Here is a 12,223-nt window from a genome sequence, read left to right on the forward strand (position 1 = left end):
CGGCTCGTGCGGATCTTCTCCGCCGCCTGTCCCGTTTCCCCGTCTTCGCCCGGGTACCCGCGCGCGGTCGCGGCCCGTACCCGCAACCTCTCACGCGCGGCGGCGCGATCACGTGGAACACTGCCTTGCTACGCGCGCCCCCACCGGCCGTACACTGGCTCGGAAGGAGCTGGCACTCGGGTGGAGCGAGTGCCAAACGGGGTCGCAGAGCGCGACGAGGGACGACGAACGACGACCGCTGGAGGTGTGCGCCGTGCTCAGCGAACGCAGACTCGAAGTGCTGCGCGCCATCGTCCAGGACTACGTCGGCACGGAGGAGCCCGTCGGCTCCAAGGCGCTCACGGAGCGCCACCGGCTCGGCGTGTCGCCCGCGACGATCCGCAACGACATGGCCGTACTCGAAGAGGAGGGCTACATCGCCCAGCCGCACACGAGCGCGGGCCGCATCCCCACCGACAAGGGGTACCGGCTGTTCGTGGACAAGCTGGCGGGCGTCAAACCGCTCTCCTCGCCCGAGCGCCGGGCCATCCAGAACTTCCTTGAGGGCGCCGTCGACCTCGACGACGTCGTCGGCCGCACGGTCCGGCTGCTCGCCCAGCTGACCCGGCAGGTCGCCGTCGTGCAGTACCCGTCGCTGACGCGGTCCACGGTGCGCCACGTCGAACTGCTCTCGCTGGCGCCGGCCCGGCTGATGCTCGTGCTGATCACCGACACCGGACGGGTCGAGCAGCGGATGATCGACTGCCCCGCCCCGTTCGGCGAGGTCGCCCTCGCCGACCTGCGGGCCCGGCTCAACAGCCGGGTGGTGGGCCGCCGCTTCGCCGACGTGCCGCGCCTGGTGCAGGACCTGCCCGAGTCGTTCGAGGCGGAGGACAGACCCACGGTCTCCACCGTCCTCGCGACCCTGCTGGAGAACCTGGTGGAGGAGACCGAGGAGCGGCTGCTCATCGGCGGCACCGCCAACCTCACCCGCTTCGGGCACGACTTCCCGATGATGATCAGGCCCGTGCTTGAGGCGCTTGAGGAGCACGTGGTGCTCCTCAAGCTCCTCGGCGAGGCGGGCCAGCCGGGAATGACGGTCCGCATCGGGCACGAGAACGCCCACGAGGGCCTCACTTCCACATCTGTCGTAGCCGTCGGCTACGGTTCGGGCGACGAGGCAGTCGCCAAACTCGGCGTGGTCGGACCGACCCGCATGGACTACCCCGGAACGATGGGAGCGGTACGCGCAGTGGCACGTTACGTCGGACAGATCCTGGCGGAGTCGTAAGTGGCCACGGACTACTACGCCGTTCTCGGCGTGCGCCGCGACGCGTCCCAGGACGAGATCAAGAAGGCGTTCAGGAGGCTCGCCCGCGAGCTGCACCCGGACGTCAACCCGGACCCGAAGACGCAGGAGCGCTTCAAGGAGATCAACGCCGCGTACGAGGTGCTCTCCGACCCGCAGAAGAAGCAGGTCTACGACCTCGGCGGAGATCCGCTGTCCAGCAACGGCGGCGGGGGGGCCGGCGGCTTCGGGGCCGGCGGCTTCGGCAACTTCTCCGACATCATGGACGCGTTCTTCGGTACGGCGTCCCAGCGCGGCCCCCGCTCGCGCACCCGCCGCGGCCAGGACGCCATGATCCGCCTGGAGGTCGAGCTCAGCGAGGCGGCCTTCGGCACCACCAAGGACATCCAGGTCGACACGGCCGTCGTCTGCTCCACCTGCAACGGAGAGGGCGCCGCGCCCGGCACCTCCGCCCAGACCTGCGACATGTGCCGCGGCCGGGGCGAGGTCTCGCAGGTGACGCGGTCGTTCCTCGGCCAGGTCATGACCTCCCGCCCGTGCCCCCAGTGCCAGGGCTTCGGCACGGTGGTGCCGACGCCGTGCCCGGAGTGCGCGGGCGACGGCCGCGTGCGCTCCCGCCGCACGCTCACGGTCAAGATCCCCGCGGGCGTCGACGACGGCACCAAGATTCAGCTCGCGGGCGAGGGCGAGGTCGGGCCGGGCGGTGGCCCCGCGGGCGACCTGTTCGTGGAGATCCGCGAGCTGCCGCACTCCGTCTTCCAGCGCCGCGGCGACGACCTGCACTGCACGGTGACGATCCCGATGACGGCCGCCGCGCTCGGCACCAAGTGCCCGCTGGAGACGCTCGACGGTGTGGAGGAGGTCGACGTCAGGCCCGGCACGCAGTCCGGCCAGTCGGTCCCGCTGCACGGTCGCGGCGTGACCCACCTGCGCGGCGGCGGCCGCGGCGATCTGATCGTCCATGTCGAGGTCACCACCCCGACGAAGCTCGACGCCGAGCAGGAGCGGCTGCTGCGCGAACTGGCCAAGCTGCGCGGGGAGGAGCGCCCGACGGGGCAGTTCCAGCCCGGCCAGCAGGGGCTGTTCTCCCGGCTGAAGGACGCGTTCAACGGCCGTTAGGCCCGGCCCGCCGCTGCCCGTCGGCGCGCGCACCGTTCACGGTGCGCGCGCCGACGGCGTTCCGCGACCGGGTCCTTGCTCGGGCGGGGTCGGCGGCCGGCGCCGGGTCTCGGCGCGCGGGGCTTGAACTCGCCCCCACCGCCGGGCACTCCATACCGGTTGGTCTCTCCAGTCGGCCGCCGGACGAACCGGGGCAAACAGCGCCTCCGCACCGCCATGACCGTTGGTTCTTCCCTTGGCATATGCCGGGTGCGAGGGCGATTCTGCGCTCTGGTACCGGCATGGCACCATGCGTGCATGTCCTCCACGCTGACCGATCTCTGTCGGTATCCGATCGTGCAGGCCCCCATGGCAGGCGGAGCGTCCTGCCCCCAGCTGGCCGCCGCGGTCTGCGACGCGGGCGGGCTCGGCTTCCTCGCCGCCGGCTACAAGACGGCCGACGGCATGTACGACGAGATCAAGCGCCTGCGGGGACTCACGGCGGCGCCGTTCGGGGTGAACGTCTTCCTCCCGCAGACCCGGCACGCCGACCGCGCAGCCGTCGACCTCTACCGCAGCCAGCTGGCCGGGGAGGCCGACTGGTACGACACCCCGCTCGGCGACCCCGAGGCCGGCTGGGACGACAACTACGAGGCCAAGCTCGCGGTCCTGCTCGACGAGCCCGTGCCCGTCGTCTCCTTCACCTTCGGCTGCCCGCCGCGCCGCGTGCTCGACCGCTTCCGCCGCGCCGGCACCTACACCGTCGTCACCGTCACCACCCCCGAGGAGGCGCGCGCCGCCCAGTGGTCGGGTGCCGACGCGGTCTGCGCCCAGGGCATCGAGGCGGGCGGACACCAGGGCACCCACCACGACGACCCGGCCACCGACGGCGCGGGCATCGGGCTGCTCTCCCTCGTGCTCCAGGTCAAGGACGCCGTGGAACTCCCCGTCCTCGCGGCGGGCGGCATCATGCGCGGCACCCAGATCGCCGCCGTGCTCGCCCTCGGCGCCCAAGCAGCGCAACTCGGCACCGCGTTCCTCGTCACCGACGAGTCCGGCTCCCCCGACCTGCACAAGCAGGCCATGACCAACCCGCTGTTCGCCCGCACGGAACTCACCCGCGCCTTCTCGGGACGCCCCGCGCGCGGCCTGGTCAACCGCTTCATGCGCGAGCACGGCCCCTACGCCCCCCAGGCCTACCCCGAGGTCCACCACGTCACCTCGCCCCTGCGCAGGGCCGCCGCCAAGGCGGGCGACCCCCAGGCCATGGCGCTCTGGGCGGGCCAGGGCCACCGCATGGCACGGCCCATGCCCGCCGCGCGGCTCGTCGAGGTGCTCGCCGCCGAGACCGAGGCGGCACGCGCCGCGATGACCCTGGGAGGCACCCGGTGACCGCACCGGTCTTCGTCGTGGACGACGGCACACCGCTGCGCCCCGGCACGGTCGTGCTCGCCGGGCCCGAGGGGCGCCACGCCGTCTCCGTACGGCGGCTGCGCGCCGGCGAACAGGTCGTCCTGACCGACGGTGCGGGCACCGGCGCGTACGGCACCGTCGCCGCGGCCGAGGGCAAGGACCGGCTCACCGTCGACATCGTGTCCGTACGCACCGAGGACGCTCCCGCGCCCCGGATCACCGTCGTGCAGGCGCTGCCCAAGGGCGACCGGGGCGAACTCGCCGTCGAGACCATGACCGAGACCGGCGTGGACGCGGTCGTGCCCTGGCAGGCCGCGCGCTGCGTCACCCAGTGGAAGGGCGAGCGCGGCGCCAAGTCCCTCGCCAAGTGGCGGGCCACGGCCCGCGAGGCCGGCAAGCAGTCGCGCCGCCTGCGCTTCCCCGAGGTCGCGGACCCGGCCACCACCCGCCAGGCCGCCCAGCTGCTCGCGGGCGCCGACTTCGCGGCCGTGCTGCACGAGGACGGCGGCGTCGCCGTGCCACTCGCCACCGCGAAGCTGCCGGACGCCGGGCGCCTTGTGCTCGTCGTCGGGCCCGAAGGCGGCGTCTCGCCCGAGGAGTTGGCCGTCTTCGCCGAGGCGGGCGCGGCCCCGCACCGGCTCGGCCCCAGCGTCCTGCGCACCTCCACCGCGGGCACCGCGGCGGCCGCCGTGCTGCTCGCCCGCACCGGCCGCTGGTCCTGACCGCCGCGCCTGTTGCGGCCACCGCCGGGCGGCCCGGCGGCAGCCTGAGTGGCGGGACCGCTACGATGCCCGACGTACGGACGCGAGGAGATGAGGGCCCCGACCATGGCGGGAGAACCACAGGCCGACTGCCTGTTCTGCAAGATCGTCGCGGGGGACGTGCCCGCCACGGTCGTACGCGAGAGCGAGACCACGGTCGCCTTCCGGGACATCAACCCGCAGGCGCCGACCCATGTCCTCGTCATCCCCAGGGCGCACTACCCCGACGCCGCGTCGCTCGCCGCCGCCGCGCCCGAGGTCGCGGCCGACGTGCTGCGCGAGGCAGGCGCGGTCGCCGCCGACGACAAGGTCGAGGCGGGCGGCTACCGGATCGTCTTCAACACCGGCTCCGGCGCGGGGCAGACCGTCTTCCACGCGCACGCCCACGTCCTCGGCGGACGCGGGCTCAACTGGCCCCCCGGATAACGGGGGACCGCCCCCGTGTCCGTCCGTGAGCTCGTCGTGCTCGGCACGGCGAGCCAGGTGCCGACCCGCCGCCGCAACCACAACGGCTACCTGCTGCGCTGGGACGGCCAGGGACTCCTGTTCGACCCCGGCGAGGGCACCCAGCGGCAGATGCTGCGCGCCGGGGTCGCCGCCCACGACATCGACCGGCTGTGCGTGACGCACTTCCACGGCGACCACGCGCTCGGTCTCGCGGGGGTGATCCAGCGGATCAACCTCGACCGGGTCCCGCACGAGGTCACCGCGCACTACCCGGCGAGCGGGCAGCACTTCTACGAGCGCCTCGCACACGCCACGGCCTACCGCGAGACGGTGGCCGTCAGCACGGCGCCGGTCGCGGGCGACGGGCTCGTGACGCTCGCCGAGACCCCCGCGTACACGCTGAGCGCGCACCGGCTCTCCCACCCCGTCGAGGCGTACGGCTACCGGCTCACCGAACCGGACGGCAGGACCATGCTGCCCGCGCTGCTCGCCGAGCACGGCATCGCGGGCCCCGACGTCGGGCGGCTCCAGCGCGAGGGCGAACTGCGGGGCGTACGGGTCGAGGACGTCAGCCGCGTCCGCCGCGGCCAGCGCTTCGCCTTCGTCATGGACACCCGCCTGTGCGCGGGCGTCGCGGCGCTCGCCGAGGGGTGCGACCTGCTGGTCATCGAGTCGACCTTCCTCGAAGCGGACGAGGCGATGGCCGCCGACTTCGGCCACCTCACCGCGGGACAGGCGGGCGCGGCGGCCCGCGACGCCGGGGTGCGCCACCTCGTCCTGACACACTTCTCCCAGCGCTACGACGACCCGGCCGCCTTCGGCCGCGAGGCCCGCGCCGCCGGCTTCACCGGCACCCTCACCGTCGCCGACGACCTCACCCGCGTCCCGGTCCCACACCGCGCCTAGCGTTGCCGGGGCGGGCCCGCCCCGATCTCCCGCGGGCCCGTGACCCGCGAGCCCGCTGCCCCGCCCGGCGTCCGCGCCCCGCCCGAAGGGCCGCGGCCCTTTCCGGCCGGGCGGCCGGAAAAGGGCGCCGCCATCGGGCAGACTTGCGGCATCGCACGCAATCAGGAGCACGCCGTGATCCCACGAGAACGCACCGGAGAGAAGACCACCGCACGCGGCCAGGACGCCGGGCCGCGGATCGACCCGCTGGACGGCCTGCGCGGGCACGGCGACCCCGAATGCGACGTGTACCTGACCGGCACGGTCTTCCTCGACATCATCTTCACCGGCCTCGACAGCGCGCCCGTGCGCGGCACCGAGTCCTGGGCGCGCGGCATGGGGTCGAGCCCCGGCGGCGTCGCCAACATGGCCACCGCGCTCGCCCGGCTCGGCCTGCGTACCTCGCTCTCCGCCGCCTTCGGCGACGACCACTACGGCGAGTACTGCTGGGACGCGCTCGAACAGGGCGAGGGCATCGACCTCTCCCGCTCGCGCACCGTGGCCGGCTGGCACTCGCCCGTCACCGTCTCCATGGCGTACGAGGGCGAGCGCACGATGGTCTCCCACGGCCACGAGGCGCCGCCGCCCGAGGGTGCCCTGCCCGAGTGCCCGCCCCGCGCGCGGGCCGCCGTCGCCTCCCTCATCCCCGGCCACCGCCAGGAGTGGATCGCCACGGCCGCCGCGAACGGCGCCCGCGTCTTCGCCGACGTCGGCTGGGACGACAGCGGCGACTGGGACCTCGGCGCCCTGTCCGACCTGGCGCGCTGCGAGGCCTTCCTGCCCAACGCCGAGGAGGCCATGCGCTACACCGGCACGGACTCCCCGCGCGCCGCCGCCCACGCCCTCACCGAGCACGTGCCCGTCGCCGTCGTCACCCTCGGCGCCGACGGCGCCTACGCGGTCGACGGCAGGACCGGCGAGAGCGCGCGGGTCCCCGCCATCGCCGTCGAGGCGCTCGACCCGACCGGCGCGGGCGACGTCTTCGTGGCGGGCTTCATCACCGGCTCCCTGGCCGGCTGGCCGCTCGCCGACCGGCTCGCCTTCGCCGGGCTCACCGCAGCGCTCTCCGTCCGCGAGTTCGGCGGCTCCCTCTCCGCGCCCGGCTGGGCCGAGGTCGCCGCCTGGTGGGCCCACGTCCGCACCGGTGGCGGCCTGGACCGTGACGACCTGCGCCGCTACGCCTTCCTCGCCGACCTGCTGCCCGCCACCGCACGCCCCGGGCCGCTGCGCCGCGCCGTCCCCACCATCGGCTTCGGCCGCTCCTCCTGACCCGCCCCTCCCGCCCGGCCCCGGGATCCTCCCGACATGTCGCGCACATGGTCGAAAAGTCCTTCGGCCATGTCCGTGCGGGGTCGTAGGCTTGGCAGTCCAAGGGTTGTCGAGCGGCGAGAACCCTGCAACGGGAGGTATGCGCAGGCCACAGCGCCGGCCCATGACTCAGACACCCACAGCCCAGCAGTCCGCGCAGGACCGGGCCACGGCCCGGATCACCGTCCCGGCCAAGCACCCGATGGTGACGGTCCTCGGATCCGGGGACTCCCTGCTCCGCGTGATCGAGAAGGCGTTCCCGTCCGCCGACATCCACGTACGGGGCAATGAGATCAGCGCCTCGGGCAGCGCGGCGGACGTCGCCCTGATCCAGCGCGTGTTCGACGAGATGATGCTGGTGCTCCGCACCGGTCAGCCGATGACGGAGGACGCAGTGGAACGTTCGATCGCCATGCTCAGAGCGAGCGAGAACGGCGGCGCGGACGGCGAGGAGACGCCCGCCGAGGTGCTCACGCAGAACATTCTCTCCAACCGCGGCCGGACGATCCGCCCGAAGACGCTCAACCAGAAGCGCTACGTCGACGCGATCGACAAGCACACGATCGTCTTCGGCATCGGCCCCGCGGGCACGGGCAAGACCTACCTCGCCATGGCCAAGGCCGTACAGGCACTCCAGTCCAAGCAGGTCACGCGGATCATCCTGACCCGCCCCGCGGTCGAGGCCGGCGAGCGCCTCGGCTTCCTCCCCGGCACGCTCTACGAGAAGATCGACCCGTATCTGCGCCCCCTGTACGACGCGCTCCACGACATGCTCGATCCCGACTCCATCCCCCGTCTGATGGCCGCGGGCACCATCGAGGTCGCGCCCCTGGCCTACATGCGTGGCCGGGCCCAGCCTCTTTTCACCAAGGTCATGACCCCCTCCGGGTTCAGGCCGATCGGCGACCTGCGCGTCGGTGACCTGGTGACAGGGTCCAATGGCGAGCCGACCCCCGTGCTGGGGGTCTATCCCCAGGGCGAGAAGGACATCTACCGCGTCACCGCGCAGGACGGCTCGTGGACGCTCTGCTGCGGTGAGCACCTGTGGACGGTCAGGACGGCCTCCGACCGTCGCCGTGGCGAGCCGTGGAGGGTCCTGGAGACCCAGGAGATGACCGGCAGCCTGCGCGGCGCCCACGCGCGCCGTTACGAGCTGCCGATGCTCACCCAGCCGGTCTGCCTTCCCGAGCGGGAAGTGCCGGTGGACCCGTACGCCCTCGGGCTGCTCCTCGGCGACGGCTGCCTCACCGGTTCCGCCACGCCTTTCTCGACGGCCGATCCGGAACTGGCGACCGCGCTGGAGGCCGTGCTTCCCGGGGCGCACGTGCGCCACGAGGGCGGGGCCGACTACGTGCTCAACAGGCGGACGGCCCCTGGCGACGTGATCACCCTGGAGAACCCGGTGACGGGCGTGCTGCGCGCCCTGGACCTCCTGGGCAGCAGGTCGAACACCAGGTGCGTCCCTGAGGCGTACCGCAACAACTCCGCGGATGTCCGCCTCGCCCTCCTCCAGGGCTTGCTGGACTCCGACGGGGGGCCTGTCGCCCAGCGTGACGGGACGTGCCGCGTCCAGTACACGACGACGTCGATCCTGCTCAGGGACGATGTCATCGAGCTGGTCCAGTCGCTCGGCGGTGTCGCGTACACGCGCCGCAGGCAGGCAGCGGGACGCCGGCCGGGCCGCGCGAACGGTCGGGAGGTGGCGTACCGCTCCGACGCGCACATTGTCGACATCCGCCTGCCCGAGGGCATCGATCCCTTCCGTCTTGAGCGCAAGCGACGGAAGTACGAGGCGAGCGGTGGCGGCGGCCGGCCCATGCGGTTCATCGACAGCATCGAGCCGGCGGGCCGTGAGGAGACGGTCTGCATCCAGGTCGCGGCGGAGGACTCGCTGTACGTCACGGAGAACTACCTGCTGACGCACAACACGCTCAACGACGCCTTCATCATTCTCGACGAGGCGCAGAACACGAATCCCGAGCAGATGAAGATGTTCCTGACGCGGCTCGGGTTCGACTCCAAGATCGTGATCACGGGCGACGTGACCCAGGTCGACCTGCCGGGCGGGACCAAGAGCGGCCTCCGCCAGGTCCAGGACATCCTGGACGGCGTCGACGACGTGCACTTCTCCCGGCTCACGTCGCAGGATGTCGTACGGCACAAGCTCGTCGGCCGTATCGTCGACGCCTACGAGAAGTACGACAGCCGCACCGGCACCGAGCCGCGGCACTGACCGGGGAGACTCCCAGCGCACCATGTCGATCGACGTCAACAACGAGTCAGGAACCGAGGTCGACGAGCAGGCGATCCTCGACATCGCCCGCTACGCGCTCTCCCGCATGCGCATCCACCCGCTCTCCGAGCTCTCGGTGATCGTGGTGGACGAGGCGGCCATCGAGCAGCTGCACCTCCAGTGGATGGACCTTCCGGGCCCCACCGATGTGCTGTCCTTCCCGATGGACGAGCTGCGGCCGCCGTCCAAGGACGACGAGGAGCCCCCGCAGGGGCTGCTCGGCGACATCGTCCTGTGCCCCGAGGTCGCGCTCAGGCAGGGCAAGGAGGCGCCGACGCAGCACTCCATGGACGAGGAGCTCCAGCTGCTCACCGTGCACGGGGTGCTGCACCTGCTCGGCTACGACCACGAGATGCCCGACGAGAAGGCCGAGATGTTCGGCCTCCAGGCGGCCATCGTGGACGGCTGGCGGGCCGAGCGCGGCCTTGAGGGGCCCTCGCCCGCGCCCACGGTGTCGTGAGCGCGTCACTGATCCTGGGCGCGGTCGCCCTGGTCGTGGTGGCCTGGCTCGCCGCCTGCGCGGAGGCGGGCCTCGCCAGGGTCTCCGGCTTCCGGGCCGCCGAGGCCGTGCGGACCGGCCGCAGGGGCGCGGCGAAGCTCGCCCAGGTGGCCTCGGACCCGACGCGCTACCTCAACATGGCGCTGCTGGTCCGGGTGGCCTGCGAGATGGCGGCCGCGGCGCTCGTGACGTACGCGTGCGTGGAGGCCTTCCGCTCCACCTGGCAGGCGCTGCTGGTGGCGATCGCGGTGATGGTGCTCGTCTCGTACGTGGCGGTCGGCGTGTCGCCCCGTACGATCGGCCGCCAGCACCCGCTGAACACGTCGACGGCCGCGGCGTACGTGCTGCTGCCGCTGGCCCGTGTCATGGGGCCCGTACCCGCGCTGCTGATCCTGCTGGGCAACGCGCTCACCCCCGGCAAGGGCTTCCGCAAGGGCCCGTTCGCGAGCGAGGCCGAGCTGCGCGCGCTGGTGGACCTCGCCGAGCAGGAGTCGCTGATCGAGGACGAGGAGCGCCGCATGGTGCACTCGGTCTTCGAGCTCGGCGACACGCTGGTGCGCGAGGTGATGGTGCCGCGCACGGACCTGGTGGCGATCGAGCGGTACAAGACGATCCGGCAGGCGACGACGCTCGCGCTGCGCTCGGGGTTCTCCCGTATCCCGGTGACCGGGGAGAACGAGGACGACATCGTCGGTGTGGTCTATCTGAAGGACCTGGTGCGCAAGACGCATGTCAACCGGGACTCGGAGTCCGACCCGGTGTCGACGGTGATGCGCCCCGCGGCGTTCGTGCCGGACACGAAGAACGCGGGCGACCTGCTGCGGGAGATGCAGCAGGAGCGCAACCACGTCGCGGTCGTCATCGACGAGTACGGCGGCACGGCCGGGATCGTGACGATCGAGGACATCCTGGAGGAGATCGTCGGCGAGATCACCGACGAGTACGACCGGGAGCTGCCGCCGGTCGAGGAGGTCGGCGACGGCTCGTACCGGGTGACGGCCCGGCTCGACGTGGAGGACCTGGGCGAGCTGTTCGGCCTCGACGAGTTCGACGACGAGGACGTGGAGACGGTCGGCGGGCTGCTCGCCAAGGCGCTCGGCCGGGTGCCGATCGCGGGGGCGACCGCCGAGATCGACCTGCCGGACGGCCGCAGGCTCCGGCTGACGGCGCAGGACCCTGCGGGCCGCCGCAACAAGATCCTCACCATCCTCGCCGAGCCGCTGCCCGCGGCGGCGGAGCACGGGGAGCAGGTGCCGACATGAGCCGGCCGCCGGCAGGCACGGGAGACACCAGGGGCGCGGGAGACCGCGCGCTGACGGCGCGGGCGCTGCGCGCCTTCTGCCTGGGGCTCGCCGGTACGACCGAGGAGCGGCCCTTCCCGCGCAACCCCGACCTCGTGGCCTTCAAGGTGGAGGGGAAGATCTTCGCCTTCTGCGTGCCCGAGCAGGAGCCGCTGACGGTGTCGTTGAAGTGCGACCCCGAGGAGGCCGTGCGGCTGCGGGAGGCGCATGCGGCGATCGTGCCGGGCTGGCACCTCAACAAGCGCCACTGGAACACCGTGACCGTCGGCGCCCTGCCGCCGCGCATGGTGCGCGAGCTGATCGAGGACTCCTACGACCTGGTGGTCGCGGGCCTCCCGCGCGCCACCCGCCTCCGCCTGGACCGGCCGTGAGGTCCGGCAGCTGATACGGGGCCGCCCCCGGCGGCGCCCCGCGCGTGCCGGGCGGCGGGGCGGCTCCTTATGCTCGGGCGCATGACACAGAGCACCGGAGCAGGGCAGGAAGCCGCGGGTCTCGGCCCCGAGGACCGCAAGATCGTCACCCTGGCGCGCAGCGCGCGCGCCCGCAACGGCGTGCCGGAGGGCGCGGCCGTCCGCGACGAGACCGGGCGCACGTATGTGGCGGGCACGGTCGCCCTCGACTCGCTGCGGCTGAGCGCCCTGCGCACGGCCGTCGCGATGGCCGTGGCGAGCGGCGCGGCCTCGCTGGAGGCCGCGGCCGTGGTCTCGGCGGCCGGCGCCGTCGCGGCGGAGGACCTGGCGGCCGTGCGCGACCTGGGTGGCGCCGCCACTCCTGTGATCCTCGCTGCCGCCGACGGGACCGTGCGCACGGTGGTGGCGGCGGGCTGACGGCGGCGCGGGCACCCGGGTGGTCGGCGGGGCCGCGGCGATC

The 12,223-nt window shown here is 73.1% G+C and carries 12 protein-coding genes; all 12 read left to right on the forward strand.

Annotated features, from left to right (window positions below):
- The first annotated feature begins 253 nt into the window (after window positions 1-253).
- Window positions 254-1,270, forward strand: coding sequence for a heat-inducible transcriptional repressor HrcA (gene hrcA, locus ABEA77_RS16925; RefSeq protein ID WP_345647692.1), 1,017 nt, complete (start codon window positions 254-256; stop codon window positions 1,268-1,270).
- Complete coding sequence (gene dnaJ / locus ABEA77_RS16930; protein WP_345647694.1) at window positions 1,271-2,407, forward strand: molecular chaperone DnaJ; 1,137 nt, start codon at window positions 1,271-1,273, stop codon at window positions 2,405-2,407.
- Between the two features lie 297 nt (window positions 2,408-2,704).
- A complete protein-coding gene (locus ABEA77_RS16935; RefSeq protein WP_345647697.1) occupies window positions 2,705-3,778 on the forward strand; it encodes a nitronate monooxygenase in 1,074 nt (357 codons plus the stop codon).
- A complete protein-coding gene (locus tag ABEA77_RS16940) occupies window positions 3,775-4,521 on the forward strand; it encodes a 16S rRNA (uracil(1498)-N(3))-methyltransferase (RefSeq protein WP_345647700.1) in 747 nt (248 codons plus the stop codon). The genes ABEA77_RS16935 and ABEA77_RS16940 overlap by 4 nt, the downstream gene beginning before the upstream one ends.
- A 105-nt stretch (window positions 4,522-4,626) precedes the next feature.
- Window positions 4,627-4,986, forward strand: coding sequence for a histidine triad nucleotide-binding protein (locus ABEA77_RS16945; RefSeq protein ID WP_345647703.1), 360 nt, complete (start codon window positions 4,627-4,629; stop codon window positions 4,984-4,986).
- 15 nt (window positions 4,987-5,001) lie between these two features.
- Window positions 5,002-5,913, forward strand: a complete 912-nt coding sequence (locus ABEA77_RS16950) for a ribonuclease Z (protein WP_345647706.1) — start codon at window positions 5,002-5,004, stop codon at window positions 5,911-5,913.
- A 177-nt stretch (window positions 5,914-6,090) separates the two neighbouring features.
- On the forward strand, window positions 6,091-7,221 hold the full coding sequence (locus ABEA77_RS16955) for a carbohydrate kinase family protein (protein ID WP_425588301.1): 1,131 nt from the start codon (window positions 6,091-6,093) through the stop codon (window positions 7,219-7,221).
- A gap of 163 nt (window positions 7,222-7,384) precedes the next feature.
- Window positions 7,385-9,493, forward strand: a complete 2,109-nt coding sequence (locus ABEA77_RS16960) for a PhoH family protein (protein WP_345647709.1) — start codon at window positions 7,385-7,387, stop codon at window positions 9,491-9,493.
- A 22-nt stretch (window positions 9,494-9,515) separates the two neighbouring features.
- Entirely contained in the window at window positions 9,516-10,013 is a 498-nt protein-coding gene (gene ybeY / locus ABEA77_RS16965) for an rRNA maturation RNase YbeY (RefSeq protein ID WP_345647712.1), read from the forward strand.
- Window positions 10,010-11,314 carry a hemolysin family protein gene (locus tag ABEA77_RS16970; protein WP_345647715.1) on the forward strand — a complete coding sequence of 435 codons (1,305 nt, stop codon included), beginning with the start codon at window positions 10,010-10,012 and terminating at the stop codon, window positions 11,312-11,314. The genes ybeY and ABEA77_RS16970 overlap by 4 nt, the downstream gene beginning before the upstream one ends.
- Before the next feature lie 50 nt (window positions 11,315-11,364).
- A complete protein-coding gene (locus ABEA77_RS16975) occupies window positions 11,365-11,724 on the forward strand; it encodes an MmcQ/YjbR family DNA-binding protein (RefSeq protein ID WP_345647844.1) in 360 nt (119 codons plus the stop codon).
- Window positions 11,725-11,805: 81 nt separating this feature from the next.
- Window positions 11,806-12,180 carry a cytidine deaminase gene (locus tag ABEA77_RS16980; RefSeq protein WP_345647718.1) on the forward strand — a complete coding sequence of 125 codons (375 nt, stop codon included), beginning with the start codon at window positions 11,806-11,808 and terminating at the stop codon, window positions 12,178-12,180.
- Window positions 12,181-12,223 lie beyond the last annotated feature (43 nt).

Origin of the sequence: Streptomyces tremellae, assembly GCF_039540215.1 — a bacterium.
GTDB lineage: Bacteria > Actinomycetota > Actinomycetes > Streptomycetales > Streptomycetaceae > Streptomyces > Streptomyces tremellae.